This window comes from Chthoniobacterales bacterium, assembly GCA_035274845.1.
Taxonomy (GTDB): Bacteria; Verrucomicrobiota; Verrucomicrobiia; order Chthoniobacterales; family UBA10450; genus AV80.
In genome coordinates, this window is record DATENU010000024.1 from 286206 (window position 1) to 302540 (window position 16335).

General features: G+C 59.1%; 10 protein-coding genes. 2 read left to right on the top strand and 8 right to left on the bottom strand.

The annotated features are described in order from the left end of the window. Window positions 1-21: 21 nt before the first annotated feature. Window positions 22-2727, bottom strand: a complete 2706-nt coding sequence (locus VJU77_19200) for a multicopper oxidase domain-containing protein (GenBank protein ID HKP05485.1) — start codon at window positions 2725-2727, stop codon at window positions 22-24. A 213-nt stretch (window positions 2728-2940) separates the two neighbouring features. On the opposite strand from VJU77_19200, the gene VJU77_19205 reads away from it, so the two are divergent. Further along, window positions 2941-4818: a hypothetical protein gene (locus VJU77_19205; GenBank protein ID HKP05486.1), complete on the top strand. Its 1878-nt coding sequence runs from the start codon at window positions 2941-2943 to the stop codon at window positions 4816-4818. Between the two features lie 36 nt (window positions 4819-4854). On the opposite strand, the gene VJU77_19210 is transcribed toward VJU77_19205, so the two are convergent. Further along, on the bottom strand, window positions 4855-7098 hold the full coding sequence (locus VJU77_19210) for a DNA polymerase domain-containing protein (protein HKP05487.1): 2244 nt from the start codon (window positions 7096-7098) through the stop codon (window positions 4855-4857). 186 nt (window positions 7099-7284) lie between these two features. Here VJU77_19210 and VJU77_19215 point away from each other — a divergent pair, with 186 nt between their 5' ends. Beyond that, window positions 7285-8622 (top strand): amidohydrolase, encoded by a 1338-nt coding sequence (locus VJU77_19215; protein HKP05488.1) that lies wholly within the window; start codon window positions 7285-7287, stop codon window positions 8620-8622. 78 nt (window positions 8623-8700) lie between these two features. On the opposite strand, the gene VJU77_19220 is transcribed toward VJU77_19215, so the two are convergent. From VJU77_19220 to VJU77_19245, 6 genes are all read right to left on the bottom strand, one after another. Then, entirely contained in the window at window positions 8701-9408 is a 708-nt protein-coding gene (locus VJU77_19220; protein HKP05489.1) for a restriction endonuclease, read from the bottom strand. A gap of 709 nt (window positions 9409-10117) precedes the next feature. After that, on the bottom strand, window positions 10118-11008 hold the full coding sequence (locus tag VJU77_19225; GenBank protein ID HKP05490.1) for a toll/interleukin-1 receptor domain-containing protein: 891 nt from the start codon (window positions 11006-11008) through the stop codon (window positions 10118-10120). Between the two features lie 579 nt (window positions 11009-11587). Continuing rightward, window positions 11588-13096 carry a cell division protein FtsZ gene (ftsZ, locus tag VJU77_19230; protein HKP05491.1) on the bottom strand — a complete coding sequence of 503 codons (1509 nt, stop codon included), beginning with the start codon at window positions 13094-13096 and terminating at the stop codon, window positions 11588-11590. A gap of 13 nt (window positions 13097-13109) precedes the next feature. Continuing rightward, a complete protein-coding gene (ftsA, locus tag VJU77_19235; GenBank protein ID HKP05492.1) occupies window positions 13110-14324 on the bottom strand; it encodes a cell division protein FtsA in 1215 nt (404 codons plus the stop codon). 5 nt (window positions 14325-14329) lie between these two features. Then, window positions 14330-15412 carry an FtsQ-type POTRA domain-containing protein gene (locus VJU77_19240; GenBank protein HKP05493.1) on the bottom strand — a complete coding sequence of 361 codons (1083 nt, stop codon included), beginning with the start codon at window positions 15410-15412 and terminating at the stop codon, window positions 14330-14332. Further along, on the bottom strand, window positions 15409-16332 hold the full coding sequence (locus VJU77_19245) for a D-alanine--D-alanine ligase (protein ID HKP05494.1): 924 nt from the start codon (window positions 16330-16332) through the stop codon (window positions 15409-15411). Before VJU77_19245 ends, VJU77_19240 begins: the two co-directional genes overlap by 4 nt. Window positions 16333-16335: the final 3 nt, after the last annotated feature.

Here is a 16335-nt window from a genome sequence, read left to right on the forward strand (position 1 = left end):
GCGAGCCGTCTTCAAGGGCCGCTACGGAATGTTATAGATCTCGACGAGACCCGTGCCGGTCCCGCCGGCAACGCCGCGGACGATCACCGTGTAATTGCTTGGGGCCACGTGGAGACAGGTGGCTGACTCCTTCGTCTTCGTCGGCCCCAGGTTGTAGGTTTGAACCGTAGAGGCCTGCGCATCGTCCTGCCAATTGTCATTTGTGGCAATCACGCTGCCATTCCTGTCATAGACGGTAAGATTGGGATCGGCCAGGGCCGCGTTGATCCCAAAGTCCGCCAACGAAGGCCCGATCGCGCGCGCCACGATCGTGGCACTGCCGCTCCCACCAACGATGAAACCACCGATCAACACGTCGTCGTTGACGCCGACCGGCCCGCGCGTGCTGATGTTCGCCAGGCTGGAATTCGAGGTTTGCGCGACGTCGTAAACCTCAGCCAATCCAACTCCGGTAGCGTTGTTCTGGCCGCTGACCGTCATGGTATAACTTCCGGGCGCCAGGGTTTGCACCGTCGCCGATTCGGTGGAAACGGTCGGCGCGAGGCCCGCCATCTGGATCTCACTCGCCCCCGGATCGGACTGCCAGTTGTCGTTGCTCGCGATCTCCTGGTTCGAAGCATTAAACAAATGGAGCACTGGGTCGCTCAGGGCTGAGAAAACACCCAACGATGCGAGGGAGGGGCCAATGGCGCGTAACACCACTCGCTTGGGCTCGGCTCCGGTAATGATGAACCCGGCGATTAGAATATTGTCACCCTGCAGGATATCGCCACGCGTCGCAATATTCCTGGTTGGCGCGGCCGGTGTCGTCGCGGGCGGCACCACCTCGAACAGCGTCATCATGCCATCGTCTTCGTGTTCCAGGATGTGGCAATGCAACATGTAGATGCCGGTGTGATCGGTGAACCTCATCTTCAATTCCAAAGTCTCACCGGAACCGACGCTCCAAGTTTCCTTCATCGTCTCGTAGGGATAACAGGGTCCGCCATCGCGGCTGATGCACTGCTGATCGACGTCGTGAATGTGGACCATGTGAGTGCTGCCGGTTGGGTTGGTGAAGACCCACTTCTCGGTCGTGCCCAGGACGGGCCGCACGTCGACGCGCTTTGGATCAAAGCCAAGGCCGTTGATTGTCCAATGGCCCGAGGTGTAATCGAAACTGAAGTTCCGCGTCACCGTGGGCTCGCCGATGTCCGGCAGGGCGCGGAGGTTGGCGGGAACCGCGCTGGAATCGGGGACGTGATCGGTCACCCGGAATTTCAGGAGGCGTAACGGCTTGTTCGCGTCCAGCAGGTAGACGTCCTGCCCGAGTTTGTCCGTGAAATCGACGACCACGTCGAGCCGTTCTCCCGGGCCCATCTCCATCGCCGTCCGTGAGACCGGCGTGGGCAACAGGCCGCTCTCGGTCCCGATCTGGGTGAACGCTTCGCCCGTGCTGAGGGTCAGCATGTAAATGCGGGCGTTCGCTCCGTTGAGGAAACGCAGCCGGTATTTGCGATCGGCGACGTTGAGATACGGCTGGTACGTCCCGTTCACCAGAACCTTGTCTCCCACCACTCCAAACGGGTCGTAGAAATATTCGAGCTGGTTGTCCTCGTCGAATTGACGATCGACAATCACCAGCGGCAGCTCGTAAGCGCCCGAGGGGAGCGTCGCCGGGTCTGCCGGGTCGTCGATGATGTAAAGACCGTGGAGCCCCTGCCAGACGTTGAAGCCGGTCTCACCCATCCGGTGGTCGTGATAGAACTGCATCGCGCCGCGCTCGTTCTCGCCATTCTCAACTCCATCGTAGGTGTAGGTTCGCGATGTCCCCGGACCAAAAAGAAAACCAACGCCGGTCGCCTGGCCGTCATCGACTGACGCAGTATGATTTCCGTGGTGGTGCACGGTCATCCCTCCGGCCATTGCCGGGAGGTTATTCGTGAACGTGACATGGGTGGTCTGCCCCGCAGGTCGGCGAATCTCGAGGCCAGGATACGTTCCTCCGTAGGTCCACATATAAGTACACGGCCCGTTCAAGATCGACACGCACGCTTCGCTGATACTGACTGGGATATCCGGAGCAGTCGCGACGGGTGGGAAGCGCAAGGGAGATGAGAACGGAATTGGCGTGGGCGACGGCGTCGCGGTGGCAGTCGGAGCCGGCGTTGCAGTTGGGACTGGAGTCGCGGTCGTGGTGGGAGTCGGGGTCGGCGTCGGAGCAGGGGTTGCGGTCGGAACTGGAGTTGCCGTCGGAGCCGGGGTGGACGTGGGAACCGGGGTCGCCGTTGGCACTGGCGTCGCGGTGGGCGCCGGAGTTGGAGTCGGAGTCGGGGTTGGGGTTGGAGGGACCGGAGTCGCGGTCGGAGCGGGAGTCGGAGTTGGGGTTGCCGTTGGGACCGGAGTCGGCGTCGCTGTGGCCGCCGTGACCGTGATCGTCCCCGTCATCATCGCCCCATGGACCCGGCAGTAGAAGGGATAGCTGCCTGGAGTCGTGGGAACGTACGAAAAAGTGGCCCCGTTGTTCCGAATGCCCGAGTCGAAGATTCCGTTAGGCGTATTCGGAAGCCCTGATGTTGCGCTGTGATTATTACCGCCCCACGTCCAAAGGATGGTGTCTCCGACCTGGGCGGTAATCGTACTCGGATTATAATTGGCCCCGCCTTGCCCTACGGTGATGTTTCTCGTCGCCGCGGGAGCCAGGACGGGCATGAAGAGAGCAAAAAAGGCGAGCAGCCGGAGATGCATTCGGGAATTCGAAAGCGCCCTTTATCTCACTGAAAGGCCAAATGTCAATCCGCCTTGGGACGAAAACGGGGTCATTTGGGACGAACCGCCCATCTCCTGATCGCGTTCTCGTGGGCTGCGACTTTTTCGCGGAGCCGGTGATGCAGGAGCCCGCGTGCTGGCCGGGTTGCCGAGGGGAATACGATGTGCTTCCCGGTGTGCAAACCGAAAGTCATGCTCCCTCGACTTCTGCCCTATCTTTGCTGCGCTTTACTCGGTCACCACGCGATTGCACAGCCGGCGACGGCTGAAATGACAGTTGCCCAAATCCGGCAATCCGCTGGCTTTGACTCGATCGAGCCTGGCGACCCAGCGGAGACGCGCCCGGACCTCTTTCCTTTGCGGGACGAGACCGAGCAACGCCTCCGGCAAAACCTGCCCAAGCTCATCGGCAAGCTTACGAGGTTTGAACCTGGGGCACGCGGCATCCCTCGCGATTTGTCGCTTCGATACGAGAAGGAGCGAAACCTGATGCTCGCCTGCTGGCAGATCGACGGCGTGGATGGCCGCGCGTTGGCGTTGCTCGACGTGATCGGCAAATTACGAATTCATATCGTCGCGAATTCGAACACGTCATTTGGGATCGCAAGCGAAGCAAAACTAACCGACGCCCGAAACGTGCTTGCGCTTCTTTGGGGTGGGACGCCGGCGAACGAACCCAGGCAACTGCTTCGGCGGTCGTGGGAATGGCACGGACCGGACGGTTCCGTCGATAGCGACCTCACCACCACGAGTGTTGCGTTCGAGGCCGAACCAAAATCCGGCCAGTGGTTGCCGAGAGAAATCTTTGTCAAAACGGGCGTGCCGTTCGAAAAATGGCAGAAGCTCACGTCGGACAAACCAGCGGTCGCTTCAGGCTGGTTGACGAGACGAGAGGCAATGGCGGCCGCGCTTCAGCAAATCGATACGGGCGAAATTCGTGACTGCCCCGCAGACATATCAGGAGCGTCGTTTCGGCGCGTCTCACGCAATCAACTCGGATGGCATCTCGAGCTCGAGACGATGGCTGAGCCCGCAAAACGGTTCGTGTCAGTCGGTATTGCGGATCGAACCAGGCGAACCACGTCTTCCTGGGTCTCGCCGCAGCCTTGCGCTCTGCCTGCGACCGGCGACTGCGAGATGGCTGAAGCGGTCAGGTCCTGGCCAGAGTATAAGGCCGCGGTGGCTCGTGCTCGCGCGGATGAAAAAACGTTTCAGGCTGCCTGTGCAAACATTCGCGGAAAAATCGCGGCGGCGATTGCCGCGATTCGCCCCGATCTCAAGGATTGCGCCCGCCACCTTGTCTTCGGGCAAGACGGCTGGCGAACTGGCGCCGGCTTCGCGAACTATGTCGACTCGGCGCACGATCGCGTGCCGGCATTTACTTTCACATTTGAATACGGCGACTCGCCATCACGGCTCACCACCGCGCTAATGATCCTGCGACCTGCCGGAGATGAACCCGGCATGCGGGATGAGGAGGCGTGGAAGCGCTTCGGGATCAGCACCCTCGATAAGGTTCTCGGCGTGGAACCGAGAGCTTACGGCCAGAAATTTAGCAGCTCTCACAACCCTCCTCCTCCTCCGGACCCCGCAAACGCTCAGATGACTGTCGACTCCATGGAAATGTGGTGGATAGCGAACCTCGAAGGGCGGGAGATTTCGCTGCCGCGGTTTTGGCGGGTGCAAAGATACGCGAACGGAAATTACAACTTCTATTGGAGCAGCTATGCGCCGTCCGCCGAAATTGACGCAGCTTTGCAGGCTGTGCGTGACGGCTTGCCGGTTTCCGATAACCAAGCGGCGAAGATAGCGGTTAAAACAGCCCTGTTGCGCTACCCGGATTTGTCCCTCGACGACTGGTCTGCCTCAACAAACCAGCTTCAATTTGCGCCTTTCGGGGGTGTGACACTCCGGCCAACCTTCACCCAGAAGCGCACGTCTGTCTTAACTCCATCCTGGAGAATCGTTCTGCGCCAATTTTCGAATTCTCTCCGCTACATCGAGGCTTCCGTGGATGCGACAACAGGTGATGTTCTCGATCTGAAGGCAAAGACGGTTCCGGTCGAATAGGTCCTCATCGCGAGGCCCCTGCTACCTCCTGCCGGCTTACAACCCGAGACTTTCCTGTTGCGGCGCCTTCCTTTCTGTCGCGATTCCTCCGAATTTCTTCACCAGCTCGTCCAGCTTCGCGACGTAATAATCCACGTTTTCATCGCGGTTCTTCGGATCGAAATCGGTCGCGAGCTTTGCGGCTTCGTAGGCGGCAACTTTCTTGGGCGTGGCCTTAATGTAATAGCTGATCTGTTCGCCCGGCTTGTAAACTCGATCGCTGGCCAGCGCCAACTCATAGGCGGCAGCGCGGTTGCGCCCGCCGGCGCCGATCTTGGCGCGGTATTTATCGAGCGAATCCTGAAGGGTGTCGGTTTTCATCAGCATGTCGATGTTCCATGCCCCACCCCGAATCTTCTGCTCGAACTCTTCTCGTAACTGCGGGATCCCTTCCGGCTTGCCTTCCATCAGCAGCTTGATCATTTCCTCGAGAAATACGCGCTGAAATTTCTCGAGCCCGCGCGACTTGAGCGCGCCGCCCTTGATGACGACCTCGCCCTCACGGGTCAACAGCGCGTAGTTCTTCGCCTTGTAACTGAACATCGCCTCGAATTGCTCATCGAATTCGACTTCGATCCCGGGCGGCAATTCTTTGGCGAGGGCACTTCGGAGCGCTTCTGTAGCCGCCGCCCTGTGGGCGGCATCGGCTTCGGAGCTGATCCCCGGCGCGTCCCGCAGGGACGCGGCTACAGAATCCGGCGGGACGAAATAGATGCCGTCCGTGTCGACTTCGATCACCTGCGCGCCGCGGGCAGTCAGCCAATCGATCATTTTCTGTAAAAGCTCGCGGCCGATCTGGGTGACGCGCGCCGCCGCGTCGAAATCCGCGAAGTGGCCCTGGGCGAAACCGAGGTAGCCGTAGAAACTGTTGATCAGGATTTTGAAGGTGTTCTGCAGGGCGTGGAAATACTGCTGTTGCGGCCGCTCTTTCGCCGCGCGCATGCTGGCTTTTGCTTCCAAGCGGAAGGTGCGCAGGTCGGTGAGCAAATGGCGAAAGATCTGGAGCTGGTCGGTCGCCGGCCAGCAATCGAACTGGAGCATGATCGACGGGTAAAGCGACGCGATGTCGCAATGCCAGACGTTGCGCGCCACGCCCGTAAAAAAGATCGCCGTGTAGCCGCCTTCGAAGCCGCGCACCATCGGCATCTCCGGAATGGAATGGCGCTGCCGGTAATATTCCCGGAGGAAGAGCGCGTTGATCCGGGTGGCGTTCCCGCGCACGATCACGTCCTGGTAATTGTAGGGAAAAATTTGCGCTTGGATGAAATAGCTGGGGCTGAGCAAATCGGCGACGGCCCGTGTTTCGCGCACGGCGCACACAGCCCGTTTCCGGAATCGTTCGCTGCCGGCGAGATATTCACGCTCGAGCTCTTTCCCCGTCAGCGACGAAACGTCCGCCGAATCGCAAAGCCCGAAATGCTGCGCGACATCGATCCGCTCGAAGCCGGAGAGGCTCCGCATGCCGACATCATAGAATTGCGCGAGCAGAAACGTGTCGACGAAATGCCGGCCATCGACGGCGAACTTCGGGTAATCAATCGTCTTCTCCGCGATCTGGAGGCGCGACGGACGTGAGCGGAGAAAACCGCCGCTGCGGCCCCAATCCAGTTTCACCTTCGCCTTGCGCGCGCGAGCGACCAGCAGCGGCAGGTCGGAGCGAAAGAGATTATGGCCTTCTATCACGTCGGGATCGCGCTCCTTGATCAACGCCGTCAGGCGTTTGAGCGCGGCCCGTTCCGATTCCTCCTCCGCCGGATCGACGACGATCAGCTCTTCCCAGCCGGTGTTGTCCGAAAGCGCAATGCTCATCAGACGGGAATCGTCGCCGGCTTCGAGCGCCAGGACTTCGAGCTGGAGCCGGCGAAGTTCCTCAAACGCCAGGCCCTTGAAAAGCGTCCGGCCGGTATGCGTGAGGTAATGCTGCACAGGGTCGCTCAACGCGAAAAAGCTGCGTCCGGCGCTCTTCAGTCCATTGCGCAGCGCAATCAATTCCTTCCAGCTGTTGACGCTGATCCGCCAACCGTAGCGCAAGTCGCCCGCCAGTTTCTCCGCCTCGATATTCAGGTCGGCGACGTCGGAATCGCACCAGACGAAGGGATGAAACGGCTCGAGATCGCTCGCGATCGACCCATCCTTCTCGCGTCGGTAAACCTTCACCGTGCCCGTCTCGCCCAGCTCGATGGCCACGATCCGTTGGGTCGGGTCGGAACCGAAAAGGAGCGTGTTTTCTTCGAACGCCATGAACTCAAAGGTTCCGCGAGATCCGCGCGTTTGTCATCCAAAGCGAAGCTGCATTGTCTTTCGTAATCGTGCTCATGCTCGTGCTCGGCTGCCACGATTTCGATCACTACCAGGAGCACGAGCACGATTTCGAAGGGAAGAGATTCAACCTATGCTTTTTCAGCGCAGCTCTGTTATACGTGGCGGATGAAGATTCGTTTTCTTTCCATCGTCTTGTCGCTGGCCGCCGCTCCGATTTTCGCGCAACAGACTCCCCAGGCCATCGCCGACGCCGAGTTGCCGTCTTTGCTCACGATCTACAAGGACTTGCATACGCACCCGGAGCTTTCGACGCATGAGGAACGCTCGGCCGCGATCGTGGCGAAGGAACTCAAAGCGGCCGGCTACGAGGTCACCGAGCGCGTCGGCAAATACGACAAGCCGGGCCTGACCTGTTTCGGCGTGGTTGGGATAATGAAAAACGGAGACGGCCCGACGGTCGCGATCCGGACCGACCTGGATGCGCTGCCCGTCAAGGAAGAAACGGGCGTTCCCTACGCGAGCACCGTCACGACGAAGAACGACGCCGGACAGGAAGTCGGTGTGATGCACGCGTGCGGCCACGACATTCACATGTCGACCTTCATCGGGACGGCGCGCGCCCTGGCAAAACTGAAGGACAAATGGAAAGGCACGCTGGTTATGATCGGCCAACCGGCGGAGGAAACGGTCGGCGGCGCCCGGGCCTTATTGAAGGACGGGCTTTACACACGGTGGCCGAAACCGGCTTACGTCCTCGGCCTGCACGATGACGCGGAGATCGCGACGGGACAGATCGGCGTCACGGAAGGTTACTGCTACGCGAATGTCGATTCCGTTGACGTAACCGTGCGCGGCGTGGGCGGTCACGGCGCTTACCCGCACAAAACGAAGGACCCGGTGGTGCTCGCCGCGGAAATGATCACGGCGTGGCAAACGATCGCCAGCCGCGAGAACAATCCGATTGACCCCATCGTGATCACCGTCGGCTCGATTCATGGCGGCACGAAGCACAATATAATTTCCAACGAGGTGAAGATGCAATTGACCGTCCGCACCTATAAACAGGAAGTGCGGGACCGGGTTCTGGCCGCGATCGAGCGGATCGCGAAAGGAGTCGCCGCCACCGCCGGTATCCCGGCCGACCTCGCGCCGATCGTAAGTGTGGAAAAAGATCAATACACGCCCGCTACCTACAACAATCCTGAACTGACCAAACGCGTGTCCGCCGTCATGAAGGCGGCGCTCGGCCCCGACAGCATCGTCGCGAAAGACCCCACCATGGGGGGCGAAGATTTTTCCGAATACAGCCTGCCTGACCACTCCATCCCGGCTTTCATGTTCAACGTCGGCGCAGTCGATCCCGCGAAAGCGGCCGAGAGCAAGAAGAGCGGCACCCCCTTGCCGAGCCTCCACTCCAGCAAATTCGCGCCCGTGCCCGAGCCCACGATCAAAACAGGGTTGATTGGAATGGTCTCCGCCGTGCTGGACCTGATGAAGAAATAGTGAGGAGTGCCGGCGCGTCTACGGCGGTGGCAGAAGGTGGGTGAAGTGTGCAACGTCCGTCGTTCGCTCCATCCATGGTTAAACCTTTCGTTGGGAGTGTGTAATGAGGTCATCTAACGTCCAGCCCGTAATCAGAGACATGTTCGGAAGTAGAAGCTTCCCGCGCCGAGTGAATCCGCCACGCGAAATGAAGTATCCGAACGACATCGTTTCGGCGTAGAGCGCGCCGCAAAACTCGCGAAGCTCCTTGACCCCTGAAGGCGCCAACCATGCTTTGCACTGCGCGGCGCCTCGTCTGCCGTCCTTTTCTAGGATCACGTCAAGACCCCCATCGTTTGTGCGTGGCGTAGTGCGCGCGGCGAAGCCAAGCGCACGAAAAGCTTCTGCGCAGTGATACTCAAACTCTAGTTCCGATAGACTCATCCAGAATGCGCGTAACGTGCGATTGTGCTGCTCCTTAGCGGCTAAGTCGCGCGCCGCCGCCTCGCGGCGGGCAAGCGATTCAGCCTCTTCCTGGGCTCGCTTTCGTTGCGCGCATTCGGAGCAGTAGGCGTGCACCGTGGAATTGAGAACGTCATCTCCACCGCAGCAAACAACTGTCGCGTCGCAGCCACCGAGGCTCATAACGGGCGGATACCCCCACTCGTTAGTATCCGCGGCTATGAGATACCGACAGGTCCCTCTGCACGGGTTGTCCGGATCAGACGCGTTGTAGCAGTTGGTTGCTTCTTCGTAAATACGATCATAGCGCGAGCGGAAAACCTCTTCGGCGTCAATGTCGTGCATGCGTGGGACGAAAGGCCTAACGAGAATAAGATAAGCCGCCGCGAGCGAGGGTACCCGTCGCTGCGGGACAGGGTAAGGAAGTCATCACAATACTAAACATAATGCCGGCTCGCGGTCGGCTCCATCGATTAGATGACATGTTGGGAGTTCTCGGGTGCGGGTCTGGGACCTACACCCGACAATATGAATAAGTGTTGGCACACTGAGTTGTCCTCACACGAGGGAATCCGCTCGGAGTCTAATTCGCGCAAAACGCTGATCAAGCCTGGAATCGACAGTCCACCAGGAGTTTTAGGTGGTGGTTTGCCAGGTGGGCGGGAGCAACCCGAGGCCGGCGCAGCGGCTTAAGAAGGAAGCGTTTCTTTGCTGGGCGGCGAAGCTTCAGCAGAAGAGCCGATACTCTAAGCCCAAATCGACATCCCACTTTGGGAACGTGAGGCGAGCCTGTGGCCTAACCTGAAAAGGCTAAACGCCCTTCTTTGACGCCTTAGATTGGGCCGCCTCCAGTTCCTCTTCAACCGATCGCATTGATCAAATGGTGCTCTCACTGCGGTGAGAAGCAACGGATCGGAGAGCCGTTGGAACACCAATCCCATCGAGCCGACCGAAGAGGAAGAGCGCCAAAGAATCAACCGCCACCCTTCTCACCCAAACCTTAATGAATTAAAACTACCTATCCCGCATCCACGCTTGACTCCCTACATAGGGGTTAGGCGACGGTTGATTGCTGTTGAATCTCATCGGAGGAGGTCATTTTCCCGATTATTTCAAGTAGCTTGACAAAGTCGGGGTTTGATTCCCCGACTGCAAGAGGTTTGAGTAATCGCTCATCATACCATCTCGTGTATGAGCCCAAAAGTCGGGCGGCAAGCGAGTGGTCGAGTAGGTTGTCGGCATAAATTAGAGCCCATCGCTCGAAATAATGGACTACACGGAAGAAGTGATCCGCATACGGTGATAAAGTGCTGGGTTCGCGTTGAAAGCGCTCGAAGTCGGTGAGGGTTGGCAGGGTAGCAATCTTGCCTTCTTGAACGAGTTCTAAAAAGTTGCTCACCTGAATGCGACTCTCATGGACAAGCGGAGTATGCCACTCGTCATAAACGCGAAGCGCCCGATCAATACGACGCTCTTCGGTAATCCAGTATTTTGCTTTCGCATTGAACTCGTCCGGCGCAAATGGGGTTAACGTGGCCAAAATCCGGCGCATCCCGTCCGCCCAGTCCCGGAATAGGTCAACGCGTTGAAGGTCGGTCAGCGTCTCTCCGGCGCCGATACTGTGTTCAGGAATTTCGCAGTCATCAAGGCGAACGGGAATAAACCATGATTGATCGTGCCGTCTCTTACTCAGTTCTCCGATGGCGAAGCCAAGCTCGGTGTTCATGAACGTTACTGGACGATCCCAATACTGCTTGGAGAAACACGCCATGAAAATTGCTCCTTGTCGGATAGCTTGGCGGATGGCGTCCTGCCAATGTAGCCCGGGAGCAATAGAATCTCTATCAAGCCACACATCAACGCCCGCCGCCCTAAGTGTTTCAGTAATGCGATCCACGTGTTCGGAATCTCCGCGCACATAGGAAATAAAGACGTGAGTTGCCATATGGACTTAACTGCTGGCTACTTGAGGGTGCGGCTAGTCGGCTAACGAGAATTATGCTGCAAAATGTCGTATAACAAGGCGACGTTTTGCAGCCTGTTTCTGAAGTTTGCTGGGGAGAACGCAGTGATGGACTGCACACGGCGATGATCCCGCCTGCCCCCCAAACCAGGCAAGCCGAAACTCCTCGATCAGGCATGTCCATCCCGGGGGCACGTCTGCGGCCCAGCGGCGGGTAAACTGTGTCCAATATCGAACGGGGGACGCCTCGACTGAGCGAGGCGGCTACAGCACTGCTCGCGGAGCTCTCAATTCTCAACTCTCAACTTCCGCCAGCGTGGTTTTCACGCGGCCGGGTCCAGACGGCGGTTTCAAACCGCCGCTCCTTGGGGCGTTTCAAAGAAACGCTCTGCAAAGCTTATCCAGGATGGCGCTGTAGCGGCCTTTAAGGGAGAACGGCCCGCGAATCACGCGAATGGACGCGAAAGAAGAGGGAATGATTCCGAGCGGACGGCGCAGCGCGCCGTCCCTACCATTAATTCGCGCCCATTCGCGTCAATTCGCGGGCAACTTTCCTCCGGCTCATTTTACCCGCACGTTCTTGCGGAGAAACGTCGGCACATCCAAATCCTGGCCTTCGACGATGGTCGGCTCGCTTTTCTCGAACCGGCCCCGGGTGACCGGCTCGAACTGCATGACTTCCTGGCGAGCTTGCGGCCGTTTCTCGGCAGCCGGTTGGGGTTCCTTGAAGATGGCCGGCTTCTTGCGCGGTAGAATTACCCGGGGCGGCGGCAGGGGCGCTTCGACTCCCGGTGGTTCGGGCAGCTCCGCCACGAGCTCAGGTTCCGGCTCGGGCTCGCGTTGGATTGGCTCAACCGAAGTTGGAGTCGTAAGATCCGCTTCGATCAATTCAGGCGTAAAGACCGTATGCTCCGCGACCGGCTCGGGCTCGGGCTCGGTCTCGGTCTCGACCACCGGCGGCGCTTCCTGTTGTTGTTCCCAGATCGGTGGCTGAGACTCGACGAATGGTTCAGGTTCCGCCGGCAACGCTTTCAGTTTCGCAATTTTCGCCGGCTTTTTGGCAACGGGCGGCGCGATCTCCGTTTCTTCTTCTTCGCCCGCGAGGGAACTGATCAACGTCACACTGAGCCGATTCCCCATTCGCAAATCGACCGTCGTTCCGAAAATGATGTGGGTGTCGTCGCTAATATGTTTGCCCAGCTCCTGCATCAGGATTTCCACTTCCGTCAGGGTCATGGCGGGACCGCCCGAAACCTGGACCAGGACATGCGACGCATCCGCGAGCATCCGGCCCCGATCCATGAGGGGGTTCTTCAACGCCTGGGTGAGCGCGTCGTGGGCGCGATTGCCGGACTCCGATTCGCCGAACCCAAACAGGCAGCGGCCGCTTGGGCTCCTGAGCGCCGTAATCAAATCGTCGAACCCGATCCGGATAAGTCCAGGCCGCTGAATCAGGTTCACGATCGAGCGCACGCTTTGACTGATCATCTGGTCCGCCGCAGCGAACGCCTGATGAATCCCCGCTTTCGGCGCGACCATGTCGCCGAGCCGATCGTTCTCGAAACAAATGACTGCGTCGCAGTGCTCACGCAATCTCGCCAGCGCTTCCTTCCCCTGGGCCAGCCGCCGCTTTCCTTCAAAGGCGAAGGGCAAGGTCGCGAATCCAAGCACGAGCGCTCCGTTCTCGCGCGCGACCTGCGCCACCGCCGGCGCCGCCCCGGACCCGGTCCCGCCGCCGAGGCCGGCACAAACGAAAATCATCCGCGCATCGGTGAGCGCCGCGCGAAGTTCGTCCGCTGATTCGAAGGCAGCGTTGTAACCAACCTCCGGGTCGCCGCCGGCGCCGAGTCCGCGCGTCACCGTTCGGCCAAGCTGCACCTTTGTTGCCGCCACCGAGCTGGCGAGCGATTGCACATCGGTGTTGATGGCGATCAGGTCGGCCTTCTCGAGACCATCCAGCACGACGCGGTCGAGGACATTCGTGCCCGCGCCGCCGACGCCGACCACCTTGATCGGAATGTCTTCCTCGGCCCGTTCCGGCAGGTTGTAATTGCGATTGAGTTGAATCATAGGCGTGTTGATTTCACGATCTCATCCCGTGGAAAAATTTCCCAAAAATGCGGCCCAGGCCACGGGTGGGACGCTCGTCGGCCTGCATGGCTTGCGCGTATTTGATCAAACCGATCGCGGCCGAGAACTGCGGGTTCTCGAACGCACTCGTCAGCCCGGACATCGTCTGGGCGTGGGCGACGCGGGCCGGGAGCTCGAAGATCTCCTCCGCGAGATGATCGATCCCATTCAAGTGGCTGCATCCGCCGGTGATGAAGATTCCCTCCCCGATGTAATTGATAAACGGCTCCTCCTCGAGCTTGCGCTTCAGCAGCTCGAAGGTCTCCCGCAGGCGCAGGTGAATAATAGTGTTGAGCGTCTCCCGCTCGATTTCCTTTCCGGCAAATCCGGAATCGTCCTTCAAGAGAATGGTTTCGCCCGGCAGACAATTGCCCAGCGTCACGCTGCCTTCCCCGATTTTTAGTTTCTCGGCCCGCGTCATCGGGATGCGCAGGCCCATGGAAATATCGTTGGTGATGTGATCGCCACCCACGGCGAGGACCCCGCTTTGCTTCACGGCGCCGTCCACGTACAAAATGTAATCGCTCGTTCCGCCGCCGATATCGATGACGAGAGCTCCGAGATTCTTCTGGTGCTGGGTCAGAACCACCTGCGCGGAGGCCAGGGCCGTAAAGACAACATCCTCGACTTCGAGCGGCAGCTCTTTGACGCACCGGATCGTGTTCTGAATCCGGGTCCGCACTCCGTGGATGATATGGAAATCGGCTTCCAGTTTTTGCCCGAGCATGCCGACCGGATTGAGGACGCCATCCTGCCCGTCGACGTGGTAGTGCTGGATGATGGAATGAAGAAATGCATTCTGCGCGGGGATGCTTACCTCCCGGGCGTTGATCTTTACGTCCTCGATGTCCTGCTCGTCGATTTCGTCCCGTTCCTCCGGAAGCGAAACGGAGCCGCGATTATTGAAGCTCTGGATATGTGAACCGGCGATGCCGACGTAAACACTCCGGATCATCACGTCGCTCTTGGTCTCCGCATCGACGACCGCCTCATGCACGCACTTCATTGCGGTCTCGAAATCGACGATCTCGCCCTTGCGCACCCCACGCGAAGGCGCCTGGCCAACCCCAAGGATCTTGATTGTCCCGTCCGGGCGGCCTTCGCCCACGACGACGCAAATCTTGGAAGTGCCAATTTCGAGACCAACCATCAAGTCGCTGCTTGCCATTTCGTCTAATCCTTTCTGCTCTTTCGAAGAGGAATTGCTTTCCGTACCGTTGGTGGAGATTTCTTTGTTTCTGCCTTGGAAGAAGCCGGCGCCGGCTCCGTTTTTGCCAGAGGGTGGACCGGAATCGCCTTCAAAATTCGGGGCTCCGCGCCTTCCGGATCGATCGTATCATTGATTACCTCGATCGAATTCCTGCCAAAAGTCACCGGAATATTTCGCTGCACGAGAAGATTCACGGTGGCGAGCTCGCGCTTCGAATCGTCCGCGTAAACGAGAAACTGTTCCAGGCGCTGCAACTGCGTGTCGAGATTATCGAAGCCAAACGTGACCCGGGTGTGGTTCTTGTCCGAAACGAGAAGGCAATAACCTTTCGAGATATCGATCTCGCGAATCTGGAAACGGGTCTGCATGAAGCTGCCCATGCTCAGCCGCAAAAGCTCGAGCGCGGCCTTCGCTTCGAAAGAGTCGACGGTTTTTCCCGGCTCGAGCGATTCGCTCGTGCATCCCGTGATCAGCGGCAGGCCGAGATATTCAGGCAACAACTTCTTTTCTTTCATCAGAACTCCGCGCGCGTCCACCAGAAAAGCGACCTCGGAAGCAAATGGATCGGAAATTTGTTTCTCCGACGTAATCCAGGCAATCGGTTTGCGCTCGACGATTCGGAGATCGATTTCGCCGGGCAACTTCCGGACGACCTCCACTTCATCCACCTGCGCCAGCAATTGAAGCCGGTCGTGGACCTGACTGAGATCGATCCCGAAAATATTTTCGCCCTCCTGCAAGCCGGCTGCTTTCAGAATTTGATCGCGTTGCAAAGTCCCGTCCGTTTGCACTTCGATCTGGCTGAGCCGGTAGTCCGGATTCTCGAAAAAGAGCCGCTTCGCTCCAAACCGGACTCCGAAGACCGCTCCGATACAAAGCGCGAGTCCGAGCAGAACCTTCGACACGACCACCAGGACCCGCCGATTGCGATGCTGGGTGGCCTTGTGCGAACGAACCCGGACGTCGAGAAGATGCTGTTGCCGCCTCTGGCGCATGTTCGAGACGCGCTGATTTCGCGGGCGAAGACGTTGGTTCTTTGCTTTCATCGCCGGGTCCCGCGTTTGGCAGAAAGTTCGATAATCCGCCGGCACAATTCCACGTAGCTGATTCCAGTGGCCGCCGCCGCTTCCGGCAGCAAACTCGCTTCGGTCATTCCGGGAATGGTGTTCACCTCGAGGACGCTCGGCTCGCCCTCGTCGGGCAGCATGATGTCCACCCGGGAATAAACCTCCAGGCCCAGGGCGCGATGGGCCCGCAGAGCGAGGTCCTGGACCGTGCGGGTTTGCTCCTCCGGGATTTGGGCCGGGCAAACATGCTCGGCGCCGCCCCCCGCGCTCGGATTGAGAAAGGGATATTTGTTCGTGAAATCGTAAAAGCCGCCTTTGGGAATAATTTCGAGAATCGGCAGCGCCCGGTCGCCGAGAATGCCGATCGTCAGCTCGCGCCCGGGAACAAATTTCTCCACGAGAAGTTCGTCATCGTATTTCGAAGCATCAACAATCGCCGACTCGACATCCCGGTCGTTTCTAATGATATGCACTCCCACGGTAGAGCCCTGCCGCGGCGCTTTGATGACGAAAGGAATGGGAATCGTCGGCCGCTGTCCCGCGGTGATGATCTGCCAGTAGGGCGTCGCCACCCCCGCGCGCTGAAACGCTTCCTTGGAGCGGATCTTGTTAAAGGCGATCTCGCTCTCGGAAGCCCCCTCCCCGGTGTAAGGAATCTTTCGGCCTTCCAGGATTCGCTGGACCTGACCGTCTTCGCCAAATGTTCCGTGCAGGGCGATGAAAGCCAGCTCGGTTCCCGCGGGCAATTCGAAATCGGCGCCTTTTACATCGATCTCGCTGACCTCCGCGCCTAACGAGCGCAACGCTTTCGCGACTCCTTTTCCCGTAGCCATGGAAACGGCGCGCTCCGAGCCCGGGCCACCCATCAGGACCGCGATTTTTTTGGGAAGCGTGCTCATGGA

What these genes read in the sequence shown, in the direction of transcription:
- VJU77_19210 (HKP05487.1), bottom strand. Translation starts at nt 7,098, where the DNA reads ATGGCGTTCGAAGAAAACACGCTCCTTTTCGGTTCCGACCCGACCCAA.
- ftsA (HKP05492.1), bottom strand. Translation starts at nt 14,324, where the DNA reads ATGGCAAGCAGCGACTTGATGGTTGGTCTCGAAATTGGCACTTCCAAG.
- VJU77_19215 (HKP05488.1), top strand. Translation starts at nt 7,285, where the DNA reads ATGAAGATTCGTTTTCTTTCCATCGTCTTGTCGCTGGCCGCCGCTCCG.
- VJU77_19200 (HKP05485.1), bottom strand. Translation starts at nt 2,727, where the DNA reads ATGCATCTCCGGCTGCTCGCCTTTTTTGCTCTCTTCATGCCCGTCCTG.
- ftsZ (HKP05491.1), bottom strand. Translation starts at nt 13,096, where the DNA reads ATGATTCAACTCAATCGCAATTACAACCTGCCGGAACGGGCCGAGGAA.
- VJU77_19240 (HKP05493.1), bottom strand. Translation starts at nt 15,412, where the DNA reads ATGAAAGCAAAGAACCAACGTCTTCGCCCGCGAAATCAGCGCGTCTCG.
- VJU77_19205 (HKP05486.1), top strand. Translation starts at nt 2,941, where the DNA reads ATGCTCCCTCGACTTCTGCCCTATCTTTGCTGCGCTTTACTCGGTCAC.
- VJU77_19220 (HKP05489.1), bottom strand. Translation starts at nt 9,408, where the DNA reads ATGCACGACATTGACGCCGAAGAGGTTTTCCGCTCGCGCTATGATCGT.
- VJU77_19225 (HKP05490.1), bottom strand. Translation starts at nt 11,008, where the DNA reads ATGGCAACTCACGTCTTTATTTCCTATGTGCGCGGAGATTCCGAACAC.
- VJU77_19245 (HKP05494.1), bottom strand. Translation starts at nt 16,332, where the DNA reads ATGAGCACGCTTCCCAAAAAAATCGCGGTCCTGATGGGTGGCCCGGGC.